The sequence below is a fragment of the Marinobacter sp. LA51 genome, assembly GCF_030297175.1.
Classification (GTDB): Bacteria; Pseudomonadota; Gammaproteobacteria; order Pseudomonadales; family Oleiphilaceae; genus Marinobacter; species Marinobacter apostichopi.
This window is the reverse complement of the sequence record NZ_AP028070.1, coordinates 1,404,378-1,420,388: the sequence shown is the minus strand read 5'-3', so window position 1 is coordinate 1,420,388 and position 16,011 is coordinate 1,404,378. Positions and strand designations below refer to the sequence as shown.

At 55.3% G+C, this 16,011-nt stretch carries 9 protein-coding genes, 2 tRNA genes and 3 rRNA genes; 2 read left to right on the top strand and 12 right to left on the bottom strand.

The features are described from left to right. Positions 1–25 precede the first annotated feature (25 nt). The 9 genes from rrf to QUE89_RS06460 form a co-directional block, all read right to left on the bottom strand. Positions 26–141: ribosomal RNA gene (rrf, locus tag QUE89_RS06500) — 5S ribosomal RNA — on the bottom strand. An 82-nt stretch (positions 142–223) separates the two neighbouring features. Next, positions 224–3,118, bottom strand: a 23S ribosomal RNA gene (locus tag QUE89_RS06495). Between the two features lie 319 nt (positions 3,119–3,437). Next, positions 3,438–3,513, bottom strand: a tRNA-Ala gene (locus QUE89_RS06490). 45 nt (positions 3,514–3,558) lie between these two features. Further along, positions 3,559–3,635, bottom strand: a tRNA-Ile gene (locus QUE89_RS06485). Between the two features lie 89 nt (positions 3,636–3,724). Beyond that, a 16S ribosomal RNA gene (locus QUE89_RS06480) occupies positions 3,725–5,264 on the bottom strand. The 16S, 23S and 5S rRNA genes sit together here with 2 tRNA genes alongside, the layout of an rRNA operon. Positions 5,265–5,795: 531 nt before the next feature. Beyond that, the gene (purT, locus tag QUE89_RS06475; RefSeq protein WP_286222393.1) at positions 5,796–6,995 is read right to left on the bottom strand and encodes a formate-dependent phosphoribosylglycinamide formyltransferase; all 1,200 of its coding nucleotides are present in this window, start codon (positions 6,993–6,995) and stop codon (positions 5,796–5,798) included. Positions 6,996–7,039: 44 nt separating this feature from the next. Next, entirely contained in the window at positions 7,040–7,222 is a 183-nt protein-coding gene (locus QUE89_RS06470; protein ID WP_286222392.1) for a DUF1289 domain-containing protein, read from the bottom strand. After that, entirely contained in the window at positions 7,219–7,752 is a 534-nt protein-coding gene (locus QUE89_RS06465) for a gamma carbonic anhydrase family protein (RefSeq protein ID WP_286222391.1), read from the bottom strand. Before QUE89_RS06465 ends, QUE89_RS06470 begins: the two co-directional genes overlap by 4 nt. Before the next feature lies 1 nt (position 7,753). Continuing rightward, positions 7,754–8,350, bottom strand: coding sequence for an NUDIX hydrolase (locus QUE89_RS06460; protein WP_286222390.1), 597 nt, complete (start codon positions 8,348–8,350; stop codon positions 7,754–7,756). Between the two features lie 98 nt (positions 8,351–8,448). On the opposite strand from QUE89_RS06460, the gene QUE89_RS06455 reads away from it, so the two are divergent. Next, complete coding sequence (locus QUE89_RS06455) at positions 8,449–9,006, top strand: NUDIX hydrolase (protein ID WP_286222389.1); 558 nt, start codon at positions 8,449–8,451, stop codon at positions 9,004–9,006. Here the strand turns inward: QUE89_RS06455 and QUE89_RS06450 are convergent, their stop codons facing one another. Further along, entirely contained in the window at positions 9,007–9,318 is a 312-nt protein-coding gene (locus QUE89_RS06450) for a YqfO family protein (protein ID WP_286222388.1), read from the bottom strand. It abuts the gene before it with no gap. A 417-nt stretch (positions 9,319–9,735) separates the two neighbouring features. Next, complete coding sequence (purL, locus tag QUE89_RS06445; RefSeq protein WP_286222387.1) at positions 9,736–13,644, bottom strand: phosphoribosylformylglycinamidine synthase; 3,909 nt, start codon at positions 13,642–13,644, stop codon at positions 9,736–9,738. A gap of 327 nt (positions 13,645–13,971) precedes the next feature. Between purL and mltF the strand changes: the two genes are divergently transcribed. After that, a complete protein-coding gene (gene mltF, locus QUE89_RS06440; RefSeq protein ID WP_286222830.1) occupies positions 13,972–15,429 on the top strand; it encodes a membrane-bound lytic murein transglycosylase MltF in 1,458 nt (485 codons plus the stop codon). A 14-nt stretch (positions 15,430–15,443) separates the two neighbouring features. On the opposite strand, the gene QUE89_RS06435 is transcribed toward mltF, so the two are convergent. Beyond that, positions 15,444–15,920 (bottom strand): regulatory protein RecX, encoded by a 477-nt coding sequence (locus QUE89_RS06435; RefSeq protein ID WP_286222386.1) that lies wholly within the window; start codon positions 15,918–15,920, stop codon positions 15,444–15,446. Between the last annotated feature and the right edge of the window lie 91 nt (positions 15,921–16,011).

Below are 16,011 nucleotides of genomic sequence, written 5' to 3'. Positions count from 1 at the left end.
GAAGCTGGGGTTTTCGGTATTAAGAGTCTGACGATGACCTACTCTCACATGGGCAAGTGCCACACTACCATCGGCGCAGGCTTGTTTCACTTCTGAGTTCGGGATGGGATCAGGTGGTTCCAAGCCGCTATGGTCGTCAGACAAAACGGTTGATCACTGGGGGGACGAGAAAGAAGTGTGATGTTGATTTCGTTGCGTTATCCGCAATTGTCTTGGGTGTTATATAGTCAAGCCGCACGAGCAATTAGTATCGGTTAGCTCAACGCCTCGCAGCGCTTACACACCCGACCTATCAACGTCCTGGTCTTGAACGGCTCTTTAGGGACCTTAAAGGTCCAGGGAGATCTCATCTTGGAAGGGGCTTCCCGCTTAGATGCTTTCAGCGGTTATCCTATCCGAACATAGCTACCGGGCAATGCGTCTGGCGACACAACCCGAACACCAGCGGTTCGTCCACTCCGGTCCTCTCGTACTAGGAGCAGCTTTCCTCAAATCTCCAACGTCCACGGCAGATAGGGACCGAACTGTCTCACGACGTTCTAAACCCAGCTCGCGTACCACTTTAAATGGCGAACAGCCATACCCTTGGGACCGGCTTCAGCCCCAGGATGTGATGAGCCGACATCGAGGTGCCAAACACCGCCGTCGATGTGAACTCTTGGGCGGTATCAGCCTGTTATCCCCGGAGTACCTTTTATCCGTTGAGCGATGGCCCTTCCATACAGAACCACCGGATCACTATGACCTACTTTCGTACCTGCTCGACGTGTCTGTCTCGCAGTTAAGCGGGCTTGTGCCATTACACTAACCGCATGATGTCCGACCATGCTTAGCCCACCTTTGTGCTCCTCCGTTACGCTTTGGGAGGAGACCGCCCCAGTCAAACTACCCACCACACAGTGTCCTCAACCCCGATAAGGGGTCCAAGTTAGAACCTCAAACATGTCAGGCTGGTATTTCAAGGTTGGCTCCATGAGAACTGGCGTTCCCACTTCAAAGCCTCCCAGCTATCCTACACAAACATGCTCAAAGTTCACTGTGAAGCTATAGTAAAGGTTCACGGGGTCTTTCCGTCTAGCCGCGGATACACCGCATCTTCACGGCGATTTCAATTTCACTGAGTCTCGGGTAGAGACAGCGCCCCCATCGTTACGCCATTCGTGCAGGTCGGAACTTACCCGACAAGGAATTTCGCTACCTTAGGACCGTTATAGTTACGGCCGCCGTTTACCGGGGCTTCGATCAAGAGCTTCGCACGAATGCTAACCCCATCAATTAACCTTCCGGCACCGGGCAGGCGTCACACCGTATACGTCCACTTTCGTGTTTGCACAGTGCTGTGTTTTTAATAAACAGTCGCAGGGGCCTGGTATCTTCGACTGGCGTCAGCTCCACCCGCAAGGGGTATCACCTACAACCAGCGTGCCTTCTCCCGAAGTTACGGCACCATTTTGCCTAGTTCCTTTACCCGAGTTCTCTCAAGCGCCTTGGTATTCTCTACCTGACCACCTGTGTCGGTTTGGGGTACGGTCTCGAATAGCCTGAAGCTTAGAAGATTTTCCTGGAAGCATGGCATCAATGACTTCCCGCTCTAAAAGAGCAGTCGTCGTCGCGTCTCAGAATTGTGGACCCGGATTTGCCTAAGTCCACTCCCTACACGCTTAAACCGGGACAACCGTCGCCCGGCTCACCTAGCCTTCTCCGTCTCTCCATCGCAGCTATCCAAGGTACGGAAATATTAATCCGTTTCCCATCGACTACACCTTTCGGTCTCGCCTTAGGGGCCGACTCACCCTGCGCCGATTAGCGTTGCGCAGGAACCCTTGGTCTTCCGGCGTGCGGGTTTTTCACCCGCATTGTCGTTACTCATGTCAGCATTCGCACTTCTGATACCTCCAGCAAGCTTCTCAACTCACCTTCGCAGGCTTACAGAACGCTCCCCTACCCCGCATACAAAGTATGCAGCCGCAGCTTCGGTGACCAGTTTGAGCCCCGTTACATCTTCCGCGCAGGCCGACTCGACTAGTGAGCTATTACGCTTTCTTTAAAGGATGGCTGCTTCTAAGCCAACCTCCTAGCTGTCTGAGCCTTCCCACATCGTTTCCCACTTAACTGGTACTTGGGGACCTTAGCTGGCGGTCTGGGTTGTTTCCCTCTTCACGATGGACGTTAGCACCCACCGTGTGTCTCCCGGATAGTACTCACAGGTATTCGGAGTTTGCATCGGGTTGGTAAGTCGGGATGACCCCCTAGCCGAAACAGTGCTCTACCCCCTGTGGTATTCGTCCGAGGCGCTACCTAAATAGCTTTCGGGGAGAACCAGCTATCTCCGGGCTTGATTAGCCTTTCACTCCGATCCACAAGTCATCCCCTGGCTTTTCAACGACAGTGGGTTCGGTCCTCCAGTTGATGTTACTCAACCTTCAACCTGCTCATGGATAGATCGCCCGGTTTCGGGTCTATGCCCAGCGACTAAATCGCCCTATTCAGACTCGGTTTCCCTACGGCTCCCCTAAACGGTTAACCTCGCCACTGAACATAAGTCGCTGACCCATTATACAAAAGGTACGCCGTCACAGAACAAGTCTGCTCCGACTGCTTGTACGCATACGGTTTCAGGATCTATTTCACTCCCCTCACAGGGGTTCTTTTCGCCTTTCCCTCACGGTACTGGTTCACTATCGGTCAGTCAGGAGTATTTAGCCTTGGAGGATGGTCCCCCCATATTCAGACAGGATACCACGTGTCCCGTCCTACTCGATTTCACTAAACTCAGGTTTCGGATACGGGGCTATCACCCACTATGGCGGCACTTTCCAGAGCCTTCTCCTACCAATTGTTTAGCTTAAGGGCTAATCCCCGTTCGCTCGCCGCTACTTAGGGAATCTCGGTTGATTTCTTTTCCTCGGGGTACTTAGATGTTTCAGTTCCCCCGGTTCGCCCCTTACACCTATGTATTCAGTGCAAGGTACCCGACCGAAATCGGGTGGGTTTCCCCATTCAGAAATGTCCGGATCACAGCTCGTTTGCCAGCTCCCCGAACCTTATCGCAGGCTTCCACGTCTTTCATCGCCTCTGACTGCCAAGGCATCCACCGTATGCGCTTAGTTGCTTGACTATATAACCCCAAGACAACTGTGAACGAAGCAACGCTCGTTACCAGGCAAGCCTGATAAAGAGGTTATTTCGAGACAGTTCCTTGAAGCGATATCACAACCACTTCAACGACAACACCGGATAACGCTTGAAATCGCTATCACTTGAATACGTCCTCTCGGAGATAATGAGAGAATCGTACTCGTGTTCTTTCTCGTCCAATTTGTTAAAGAGCAAATCTGACCCAGTGATCAGAAAGAAGAACTTCGCTTAACAACCGATGTCATTAAACCGAAATGCTTGTTTCTGGACACTGCTAACCGAAGTTAGTCAGTAAATATTGGTGGAGCTAGGCAGGATCGAACTGCCGACCTCCTGCGTGCAAGGCAGGCGCTCTCCCAGCTGAGCTATAGCCCCATTTAAGCTACCTCAAATTGTCCAACTCCAGGAGTTGAGCAATTTTGGTGGGTCTGGGTGGACTTGAACCACCGACCTCACCCTTATCAGGGGTGCGCTCTAACCACCTGAGCTACAGACCCAATGGTACGGGCCTGATAGACCCATCTGCTCTCTTTATTAATCAACCAAGTAATTCGTGTGGACTCTGACCGAAGCATTCGGCTTCGTTTAAGGAGGTGATCCAGCCGCAGGTTCCCCTACGGCTACCTTGTTACGACTTCACCCCAGTCATGAACCACACCGTGGTGATCGTCCTCCCGAAGGTTAGACTAACCACTTCTGGTGCAATCCACTCCCATGGTGTGACGGGCGGTGTGTACAAGGCCCGGGAACGTATTCACCGTGACATTCTGATTCACGATTACTAGCGATTCCGACTTCACGGAGTCGAGTTGCAGACTCCGATCCGGACTACGATGCGTTTTGTGAGATTAGCTCCCCCTCGCGGGTTTGCAGCCCTCTGTGCGCACCATTGTAGCACGTGTGTAGCCCTGGCCGTAAGGGCCATGATGACCTGACGTCATCCCCACCTTCCTCCGGTTTGTCACCGGCAGTCTCCCTAGAGTTCTCAGCCGAACTGCTAGCAACTAGGGATAGGGGTTGCGCTCGTTACGGGACTTAACCCAACATCTCACGACACGAGCTGACGACGGCCATGCAGCACCTGTGTCAGAGTTCCCGAAGGCACCAATCCATCTCTGGAAAGTTCTCTGCATGTCAAGGCCAGGTAAGGTTCTTCGCGTTGCGTCGAATTAAACCACATGCTCCACCGCTTGTGCGGGCCCCCGTCAATTCATTTGAGTTTTAACCTTGCGGCCGTACTCCCCAGGCGGTCAACTTAGTGCGTTAGCTGCGCCACTAAGGATTCAAGATCCCCAACGGCTAGTTGACATCGTTTACGGCGTGGACTACCAGGGTATCTAATCCTGTTTGCTCCCCACGCTTTCGCACCTCAGTGTCAGTGTTGGTCCAGGTAGCCGCCTTCGCCACTGGTGTTCCTTCCTATATCTACGCATTTCACCGCTACACAGGAAATTCCACTACCCTCTACCACACTCTAGCCTGACAGTTCGAAATGCCGTTCCCAGGTTAAGCCCGGGGCTTTCACATCTCGCTTATCAAACCACCTACGCGCGCTTTACGCCCAGTAATTCCGATTAACGCTTGCACCCTCCGTATTACCGCGGCTGCTGGCACGGAGTTAGCCGGTGCTTCTTCTGTGAGTAACGTCAAGGCTAGCCGATATTAACGACTAACTTTTCCTCCTCACTGAAAGTGCTTTACAACCCGAAAGCCTTCTTCACACACGCGGCATGGCTGGATCAGGGTTGCCCCCATTGTCCAATATTCCCCACTGCTGCCTCCCGTAGGAGTTCGGGCCGTGTCTCAGTCCCGATGTGGCTGATCATCCTCTCAGACCAGCTACGGATCGTCGCCTTGGTGGGCCTTTACCCCACCAACTAGCTAATCCGACATAGGCACATCCAATAGCGCAAGGTCCGAAGATCCCCTGCTTTCTCCCGAAGGACGTATGCGGTATTAATCCGGGTTTCCCCGGGCTATCCCCCACTACTGGGCAGTTTCCTATGCATTACTCACCCGTCCGCCGCTCGTCAGCGGGTAGCAAGCTACCCCTGTTACCGCTCGACTTGCATGTGTTAAGCCTGCCGCCAGCGTTCAATCTGAGCCATGATCAAACTCTTCAGTTTAAATCATACAAGAATCCGAAGATTCTCTATTCTTGCTCAAGACAAAACTCAATTTCGACGAGTCACTGTCCTGATATTTCGTATCCGAAATACCTCGGCCAGCGCCCACACGAATTACTTGGTCAATTTTTTAAAGAGCGGTTGAGCTGCTGCTCAATCAAGGTGGCGTATTCTACATCGTGTCGCCGCCTTGTCAACCGTTTATTTTCAATGTTTTCCGTCTCCGGAAAGCGCCGAAAATCAACCGGCTTACTGCTTGTTTCGAGAGGCGCATTCTACAGCGAATCGAGCCTCTGTCAACCGCTTTCTGAAGAATTTTGAAACTCAATTTCTTCAGCATTTTCAAACGGTTGCCTTCCTCGGTAGCCGCTGCGTCAGTGGCTTGTCCCTCAGAAGAGATGCGCATTCTACAGACCTGCCCCGAGGTGTCAACGGTTGGTTTTAACTTTTTTCAAAAACCGTTTCTGACCGCCTCAAACCACCCTCTCACAGGGCCCTCTATTGTAGACCACTATAGACAATCCCGCCTGGCTAGAGTTCCACCTTTACGGCCGTCGCTGCTGCACGGGCTTGATCACGCGCCTGCTCAACGGTTTCCCCGCGAGCCAGGGCTACACCCATACGCCGCCGACCCTTCAATTCCGGCTTGGCAAACAGGCGCAATTGAGTGTCTGCCTGAACCAAGGCATTTTCCAGACCGGAGAAACGAACATTGTCAGACTCCCCCTCGGGCAGGATAACCGCAGAGGCCGACGGGCCATTCTGCCTGATCGCCGGAATCGGCAAACCAAGGATCGCTCTTGCATGAAGGGCAAACTCAGACAGCTCCTGGGAAACCAGGGTAACAAGACCGGTGTCATGGGGACGCGGTGAGACTTCCGAAAACCAGACCTCGTCATCCTTTACAAACAGCTCTACGCCATACAGTCCGTAGCCACCCAGATTGTCGACGACAGCACGGGCAATTTCCATGGAACGGTCCAGCGCCAACGGCGACATTGGTTGGGGCTGCCAGGACTCCCGGTAATCACCATCTTCCTGCCGATGCCCGATCGGGTCACAGAAGGAAACGCCATCGCGATGCTTCACCGTGAGCAGAGTGATCTCGTAATCGAAATCGACAAAGCCCTCGACAATCACCCGCCCCTTACCGGCACGACCACCAGACTGGGCATAATCCCAGGCAGCATCCACACTATCGTCACCCTTTACTGTGCTCTGCCCTTTACCGGACGAACTCATCACCGGTTTGACCACAAGAGGAAGACCTACTTCCTTAATAGCAGCGAGATATTCATCCCGGGTGCCCGCAAACCGGTAAGGTGAGGTTGGCAACCCAAGTTCCTCAGCGGCAAGCCTGCGAATACCCTCGCGGTTCATGGTCAGATTCACAGCACGAGCGGTTGGGATTACCCGATAGCCCTCGTCCTCCAACTTCACCAACTCTGGCGTCGCGATGGCTTCGATCTCAGGAACAATAAGCTGGGGCTGCTCCTGTTCAATGACCCGACGCAGACTGGCGGCATCCAGCATATCAATGACGTGACTTCGGTGTGCCACCTGCATGGCAGGCGCGTCGTCATAACGGTCGACGGCAATCACTTCCACGCCATAACGCTGAAGCTCAATCACCACCTCTTTACCCAACTCGCCTGCGCCGCAGAACAAAACCTTGAATGCGCCGTCTTTATAGGGAGTGCCGATTCGAACCGTGCTGGTCGTTTCTGTCATGCCTGAACCTGTTTTCCGTTTAGGGGAGTTTCAGTAGCCTGGGGTCAAAGCGCCACGCTCTCTTCGCGCACGGCTACCTGGCGCAGCACTTCCCTGCGCTCGTCGTTGGTCATTTGTGTCCAGCGGAGAATTTCATCACCCGTACGCTGACAACCAATGCACATGTCGTTTTCATCTAGAGCGCATACCTGCACACAGGGAGAGCGCACGTTATCGGCCACACTCATCGGGACGGCTCACAAGGTTTCAGCTTGGCCAGGTAACGAGCGCCATTTTGCACATAGTGCTCCGCGCTCATCTCCAGCATCTTTTTCTGGTTGTCATTCAGCTCCCGTTTGATCTTGCCGGGCGAGCCAACCACCATGGATCCATCCGGGATCTCCATGCCTTCGGGAATCAGGGTATTAGCCCCGATCAAACAGTGCTTGCCAATTTTTGCACCGTTGAGCACCACCGCGTTAATGCCAATCAGGCTGTAATCGCCGATATCGCAGCCATGGAGCATGGCCTTGTGGCCGACGGTAACGCCCCGCCCCAGGGTCAGCGGAATGCCCGGATCGGTATGAAGCACCGAGCCATCCTGGACATTACTTTCAGGGCCAATGGTGATCAGCTCGTTGTCACCACGAATAACCACGTTGAACCAGACACTCGATTTTTCCATCAAGCGCACACTTCCTATAACTGACGCGTTGTCCGCAACAAACTGACCTTCGCCACTCAGTTCGGGGATTCGCGTATCCAGTTCGTAAAACATATCAGCCTCCAAAGCCTGCATCGGGCGGTTCGAGCAAATCGATACCGGCATCGTACACAGCGTTCATAAAATCAACCAGAACCACCGCCGACAACCCCCATATCTGATATCGATCCCAGCGATAACACGGCACGTAAAATGTGTGATTAAGGAAGTTCAGCGCGTCCGTACGCTCACGCCGATCTTCAAGTAAAAACGACAAGGGAACACGAAATACGCTCTCAATCTCATGTGGATTGGGTTCCATGGGGTGGTCCACGGGTATTACGCCGACATAAGGCGTGACCAAAATGCCGTATCGGGACATCACCTGGCTCAAGGGGGCTATGATCTGCACTTGCTCAGGAGGCAAGCCGATCTCTTCGTGAGTCTCCCGCAATGCGGTGGCAGCCAGCGATGGATCCCCGGGATCCCGCTTTCCGCCGGGATAGGCAACCTGGCCCCGATGAGTGTTCAGATTCGAGGATCTCAACGTAAAGATCATTTCCGGGTTACGATGATCGTCTGTAATAGGCACGAGGATACCGGCTTCCGGATAATCCAGTGCCAGCTGCCTGGGTGCATAGCCCGCCAAACGTTCGGCAAGTAAATCGCGCAAATTGTTGCTCCAGGAGTACATCGCAGGTTGGATGAGACAGAGGCAGCCACGATCGTTAAACTGACTACCAAACCAATTTCCAGTATACGGGGAAACACATGAAGTACTGCAGCACATGCGGCCATCTGGTTGAACAACGCATCCCCGAGGGCGACAACCGCCACCGCTATGTTTGCGTAAGCTGCGAGACCATACATTACCAGAACCCTCGCATTGTCGCCGGCACGGTTCCCATCTGGCAGGGCAAGATCCTGCTGTGCCGCCGTGCCATCGAACCCCGGTACGGCTACTGGACCCTACCAGCAGGCTTCATGGAAAACGCCGAGACAACCGTAGAGGCCGCTGAACGGGAAACACGGGAAGAGGCCCTGGCCGAGGTCGACATCGAGGGCTTGTACTCGATCATCGATGTGCCTCATATCAACCAGGTGCACATGTTCTACCGTGCCACCCTGAAAAACGGCGAATTCGGAGCGGGTGAGGAGTCACTGGAAACCCAGCTGTTTGCCCTTGAGGACATTCCGTGGAACGAGCTCTCCTTCCCAACGGTCCGAAAAACCCTGGAACTGTTTCTTGAGGACTTCCGAAAAGAATCCTTTGGCGTCCACGTGCAGGACATCCGGCACACTATGTCCGCAGCATCCCGCAAGGACTGATCACAGCTCCTCGATTCTGTATACCTCGTAGGCAGGCTCTTCATAGGGATGGGCCTGCTTCAGTGCCTTCAGCGCCTCACCGACCAGGGCGTCTTCACACACCAGCTCCACCTTGTACTCCGCTACTACCTCCAGCTCACCCTGATTGCCCAGGAAAGGATCGCTACCTGCCAGCGGTCGAAACTGACCCTGCCCCAGAGATTGCCAGGCACAGCTGTCGTAATCACCGATCCGGCCTGCACCGGAATTGAACAGCGCATTCTTGGTCTTTTCCAAGTGAGTCTCGGGCACGAAATAGCACAATTTATACATGGCACTCCCCCTGAATATTCGGATATTTTTTGTACAGATTAATGGCTTAGAAACTTACCCACAGAATCTGTGGATAACTCTGGGGAAAGTTTTTGGGAACACGCCCCAAAACCCCGGAATTACTGCACTCGTGTCAAATTGGCGACAAAATCACCCGATTGATTTTATCGTTATTTATCAACACGTTATATTAGGCGCACAAAAATTGAACCTGCTTCTCATTCTTTGTTCACAGAACGCACAACCAAGCACCGTCAGTGTGCATAAAACAAATGAGTCAAGGGCTATTTTGCCAAAAATCCGGGTTTTGGGCCTTGATATTTGCGTCAATTACGGGAATCCATGACATAAAAAAACCGGCCGTGGGAAATATCGTCGTCAGACATTCCCAGGGCCGGCTTTGTTCAGTCCGCAGCTTTAGGCGAACCAGTGCCTCGCATTCCTGAACATGCGAATCCAGGGACCGTCCTCTTCCCAGCCCTCGGGGCGCCAGGAGTGCTGCACAGCCCGGAATACCCGTTCCGGGTGAGGCATCATGATGGTCACCCGACCATCGCGGGTCGTCAGGCCTGTAATACCACCTTCAGAGCCGTTCGGGTTGAACGGATAGCGTTCCGTTGCCTGACCACGGTTGTCGACATAACGCAGTGCTACCAATTCGTTTTCGGTGAAACTGGCCGCATTACCCACACCGTTGAACTCGATCCGGCCTTCGCCGTGAGCGACGGCTATGGGCATACGTGAGCCCGCCATACCATCAAGGAACGCCGACGGTGACTGCATCACTTCCGCCATTACCAGGCGAGCCTCGAACTGCTCAGACTGGTTGCGCACAAACCGCGGCCAGCCCTCGCTACCGGGAATCAGTTCATGCAGATTGGACAGCATCTGGCAGCCGTTGCAGACTCCCAGAGCAAGCGTATCCTGACGATTGAAGAAACCGGCAAACTGATCCCGAACCCGATCACTGAACAGAATTGACTTTGCCCATCCTTCACCCGCACCGAGCACGTCGCCATAGGAGAACCCACCGCAGGCCACCAGACTATTGAAGCGTTCCAGCGTGACCCGTCCGGACAGCAGGTCGCTCATGTGAACGTCTACTGATTCGAAACCGGCCCGATCGAACGCAGCGGCCATCTCTGTCTGGCCGTTAACGCCCTGCTCTCTGAGCACTGCAACCTTCGGACGCGCGCCTGTATTGATATAAGGCGCGGTGATGTCCTCGTTGATGTCGTAAGTGAGCTCGGCACTCAAGCCCGGGTCTTCGGCATCCAACAGGTTGTCGAATTCCTCCTGGGCGCAATCGGCATTGTCACGCAGGGACTGGATACGGTAACTGGTTTCAGACCACAGACGCTGCAGTTCAACACGTGGCTCATCCACCACGGACTCACCCTCGAAGCTCAGCCGCAGCTGATCGTCGTCGTTCAGGGTACCAATCACGCTGGTATGGTCACCAAGGCCGGCGCCAGAGAACTGTTGCAGGACAAAGTCGGTGTCCTCACGGCGAACCTGAATGACCGCACCCAGCTCTTCATTGAAGAGTTCGCGGGCGAATTGCGACGCATCTTCTGCCAGCCCATCGAGTTTGACGTCAACGCCGGTGCGGCCAGCGAAGCTCATCTCGGCCAGGGTGACAAACAGACCACCGTCAGAACGATCGTGGTAGGCCAGCAACTTCGCATCGCTGATCAGACCCTGAATAACCGCAAAGAACGCCTTGATGTCTTCTGGATCATCGAGATCCGGGGCCACCGCGCCTACCTGGCGATACACCTGGGCCAGCGCTGAACCACCGAGGCGGTTCTGGCCGGCAGCCAAATCAATCAGGATAAGGTCAGTGTCACCGGCATTGGTGATCAGCTGCGGCGTCAGGGTCTTGGCCACATCGGTGACCGGCGCAAAGCCACTAACCACCAGGGAGAGTGGCGCAGTAACACTCTTCTGCTCACCGCTGTCCTCTTCCTCCCACATGGTCTTCATGGACATGGAGTCCTTGCCCACCGGGATAGTGATACCCAATTCGGGGCACAGCTCCATACCGACAGCCCGCACGGTTTCGTACAGGTTTTCGTCCTCGCCCGGATGACCCGCAGCGGCCATCCAGTTGGCGGACAGACGAATATCGGAAAGCTTGCTGATCGGGGCAGCCGCCATGTTGGTGATCACTTCACCAACCGCCATACGGCCTGAGGCCGGCGCATCGATAACCGCAACCGGAGTGCGCTCGCCCATGGCCATGGCTTCACCGGCACGGACGTCGAAGGAACTGGAAGTAACCGCCACATCGCTGACCGGCACCTGCCAAGGGCCAACCATCTGATCACGGGCGACCAAGCCTGTGATGGTCCGGTCGCCGATGGTGATCAGGAAGTTCTTGGAGCCCACCGACGGCAATCGCAGAACCCGGCGGATGGCATCGTTCAGGTCAATCTTGGTGGAATCAAAGATTGGCTTGGTAAAGGAAACGCGGCTGACACTGCGGTGCATGCGTGGTGGTTTACCAAACAGCACGTCCATCGGAAGATCAACCGGCTTGTCATCGAAATAGGAATCGCCCAGCTCGAGGTGGTGGCTCTCGGTAGCCTCACCGATCACGGCATATGGGCACCGCTCACGACGGCAAAGCGAGTCGAACCGGTCGAGATTCTCTGGCGCCACCGCCATGACATAGCGCTCCTGGGATTCGTTACACCAAATCTCCAGCGGAGACATGCCCGGCTCATCGCTGGGAATATCCCTCAGCTCGAACTTGCCGCCGCGGCCGCCGTCCTTCACCAGCTCCGGCATGGCGTTGGACAGACCGCCGGCACCCACGTCATGGATAAAGCAGATCGGATTGTGATCGCCCATCTGCCAGCAGCGGTCGATCACTTCCTGGCAGCGACGCTCCATTTCCGGGTTGTCGCGCTGAACCGATGCAAAATCGAGGTTCTCGTTACTTGAACCAGAATCCATGGACGAAGCGGCACCACCACCCAAACCAATCAGCATGGAAGGACCACCGAGCACGATCAGCTTGGCGCCAACCGGGATATGGCCCTTCTCCACGTGATCTTCACGAATGTTGCCCAGACCACCGGCGATCATGATCGGTTTGTGGTAACCGCGTACTTCGTCGCCCGCCGCACCCGGCACCTTTTCCTCAAAGGTACGGAAGTAGCCGGCCAGGTTCGGGCGGCCAAATTCGTTATTAAATGAAGCGCCGCCAATGGGCCCCTCAATCATGATATCCAACGCTGAAGCAATGCGCTCTGGCTTCCCGTACCCGATTTCCCACGGCTGGGTATCGCCCGGAAGGTTCAGGTTGGACACCGTGAATCCGCTCAGCCCCGCCTTGGGCTTGGAGCCACGCCCGGTGGCACCCTCATCACGGATTTCACCACCGGAGCCTGTGGCCGAGCCCGCGGCCGGCGCGATCGCGGTCGGGTGGTTATGGGTTTCCACCTTCATCAGGATGTGGATGTCTTCCTGGTTGTAGCCGTAGACCCCTGTCTCCGAATCCGGGAAGAAACGGCCACCACGGCTGCCACGAATAACGGACGCGTTGTCCTTGTAAGCAGACAGCACCCCTTCGCTGTTCATTTCGAAGGTGTTGCGGATCATCGCAAACAGCGATTTTTCCTGACCTTCACCGTCGATATCCCAAGAGGCGTTAAAAATCTTGTGCCGGCAATGTTCCGAGTTGGCCTGGGCAAACATCATCAGTTCAACGTCGGTTGGATCCCGCTGAAGATCAGTGAACGATTTCGCCAGATAATCAATCTCGTCTTCTGCCAATGCCAGGCCCAGGCGACTATTGGCCTCGACCAGGGCCGTACGACCACCCGCCAGAACCGGCACCCGGCCAAGCGGCCGAGGCTCTTCATGACTGAACAGCAGTTCGGCGCCGCCCATCTCATGGAATACCTTCTGGGTCATGCGATCGTGGAGCAGTGCCGCAATTTTCTCGCGCTGAGCGAGCCCCAGTTTCTTGCGGGCACGGATGTAAAAAGCCGTGCCACGCTCAATACGGTGAATCTGGCGCAGGCCACAATTACGGGCGATGTCCGTCGCCTTACTGGACCAGGGCGACAAGGTGCCGGGCCTGGGAACAACCAGGAACAGGACGCCGTCAGGCTCCTCAACGGGAACGCTGGGACCGTAGGTCAGCAGTCGGTCGAGGATGGCCTGTTCAGACGCTGACAGGCTGTCTTCCAGATCGACGAAGTGCATGAACTCGGCGTATACATGCTCGACTTCAGGAACAGCATCCTGGATACGAGTGTGTAATTTGCGGGAGCGGAATGGCGAAAGCGCGGGAGCGCCGCGAAGTTCAAGCATGATATCAACCTGTATCGCGCGAAACGGGGGATGTCTGGGTGCAATTTTGAAAGGCCGACATGATACTCGAAAGCGAGGTCGGGATACAGCGCCGTGGTAGGGAATTCCCCGGAGTACAATTGACATTGTTTTGCATGTAAATTGATCAACTTTGTTGACCCGCTCACCGGCAGCGACGATCATAAAGGTGTGGCAATGGAGGCTACACCGAGTGTGACACAGGGTGCGTCCAATACTCACACACTGACGTATCCCGACGATTCAGCTGTAAGGGAGTCCAGGGAATTGCTCAGATTCTTGACTGCTTTCGCAGCCGCACCGATTCAGATGATCCTGTTGATCAGTGCAGCTGTGGCCTTAGTTGGCTGCTCGCGCCCCAGTACACTGCAGGAGGTTCTCGCAGAGGACGTTCTGCATGTGATTACCCGTGAAGCCCCCTCGATTTATTACGAAGGGCGAGACGGTGCGACCGGCTATGATTACGAACTGGCAAAACGGTTTGCCGATGAACTCGGCGTCGAGCTGAGAGTTCGCGTGGCCGACGATAACACCGAAATTCTGTCCGTACTGTCCAGAAATTACGCCCACGTCGGCCTCGCCGGTTTGTCGGGTCAGCCGGGCATTGCCGGCCAATACCGAGTGCTGCCCACCGGAATCACCGCGCAATCGGTGGTGGTATATCACCGGGATCTTATGCGCCCGAAATCTCTGGACGACCTGACGGGCCAAACCCTTCACCTGGTTGCTGAAAGCAATCATGAACACCTGATCGCCGATAAGAATCAAGGTTTCGACTGGCGGGTTCATCCCAGCATTGATGCGGCCGGTGTTCTGGCGCGGGTGGAAAGTGGTGAGTTTGCCTATGCCGTGGTGTCATCCAACGAACTGGAACTGAACCACGTTTTCTATCCCCACGTGAAGAAAGCCTTTTACCTGGGAGAGCCAGAGGAACTTGCCTGGCTTTTCCCCGCCGACCAGGACAACACACTGGTCAACGCCGCCAGCGAATTTCTGGACAAATTGGAGGCCGATGGCACGTTGGACCAACTCGCTGAGCGCTTCTACGGCCACCTCGATCAGCTTAACTATGTCGGCGCACGGACCTTCATGCATCACGTGGACAACCGCCTGCCCAAGTACGAGGCGCTGTTTCAGGACTACGCCAGCGATTTCGAGATCGACTGGCGGTTGCTCGCCGCTATTGGCTATCAGGAATCCCACTGGCGCCCCAATGCGGTTTCGCCAACGGGTGTGCGTGGGCTAATGATGCTGACCCGGAATACCGCCAGCTACATCGGTATCAATAACCGGATGGATGCCGAGGAAAGCATTCAGGGTGGCGCCAAGTATTTCCGAATGGTGCATCGGAAGATCCCGAATCGGATACCGGAACCGGACCGCACCTGGTTCGCGCTGGCCTCCTATAATGTCGGCTTTGGACATCTTGAAGATGCCCGTCGCCTGACTGAAGGCGCCGGCAAAAACCCAGACCGGTGGATGGACGTTAAAGAGTTCCTGCCGCTGCTGGCTCAGAAGGAGTGGTACACCAAGACACGTTTCGGCTTCGCCCGGGGCCACGAACCGGTGCTTTACGTGCAGAATATTCGCCGATATTACGATGTCCTGGCACGAATTACCGAGCGGGCACAGCCTGATGCTGCCCCGGCGTCTGAGGTGGTGAATCTGGAACCCCGGAACCCGGATACCGCCTCTGGCCCAAAGAGCCAGCCAGACATGCGGGCAAGCCTGCCGCCCGAATTGGGTCTGATCCCGCCGACGCTTTAGCAACCCGTCGGCGGTTACTGCTCGGGATTCCTTACTTCCAGCGCACGTTCAATCTGACTCCCGGAATATCCGCGACGATTCAGAAATCGGGCCTGACGCACCTTCTCATCCCAGTCATTCTGCAGGTTTTCCAGGCCAAATCGCTTTTCCCTGAGCAACACAGCGCGGCGGCACCAGTCTTCTTCGGTCATTTCATACAGGCACTCCGGCGTTCGGTGCACACCCCGCTGCTGAAGCTCCCCGAGAATGCGCAACGGTCCGTAACCGACGTCTATCCGCTGCCGGGCGTACACATCCGCAAACCGGTCGTCGTCCAGCCATCCCTCGGCCTCATACTCGTCCAGCACCGTCTCAATAATGGCCGATTCGATCTTGCGCTGGCGCAGTTTCAATGACAGCTCGAGCCGGCTGTGCTCGCGCCTGGCCAGCAGCCTCAACGCCGACGAGCGGGCCTTGTATTCCTGATCATCCTGATTTTCCGGTTTTGCCATTTAAACCCTTCCCGCGCGCGTCTTCAAAACGCTAGACTAGCCACCAAATTCATTCCTGCCGGAGCACACCGGCAGGCCGTATCCGGCTTCC

Bases quoted from the DNA above. Each gene is read 5' to 3' on its own strand.
- purT (WP_286222393.1), bottom strand. From the start codon at position 6,995: ATGACAGAAACGACCAGCACGGTTCGAATCGGCACTCCCTATAAAGAC.
- QUE89_RS06470 (WP_286222392.1), bottom strand. From the start codon at position 7,222: ATGAGTGTGGCCGATAACGTGCGCTCTCCCTGTGTGCAGGTATGCGCT.
- QUE89_RS06465 (WP_286222391.1), bottom strand. From the start codon at position 7,752: ATGTTTTACGAACTGGATACGCGAATCCCCGAACTGAGTGGCGAAGGT.
- QUE89_RS06455 (WP_286222389.1), top strand. From the start codon at position 8,449: ATGAAGTACTGCAGCACATGCGGCCATCTGGTTGAACAACGCATCCCC.
- QUE89_RS06450 (WP_286222388.1), bottom strand. From the start codon at position 9,318: ATGTATAAATTGTGCTATTTCGTGCCCGAGACTCACTTGGAAAAGACC.
- purL (WP_286222387.1), bottom strand. From the start codon at position 13,644: ATGCTTGAACTTCGCGGCGCTCCCGCGCTTTCGCCATTCCGCTCCCGC.
- mltF (WP_286222830.1), top strand. From the start codon at position 13,972: ATGATCCTGTTGATCAGTGCAGCTGTGGCCTTAGTTGGCTGCTCGCGC.
- QUE89_RS06435 (WP_286222386.1), bottom strand. From the start codon at position 15,920: ATGGCAAAACCGGAAAATCAGGATGATCAGGAATACAAGGCCCGCTCG.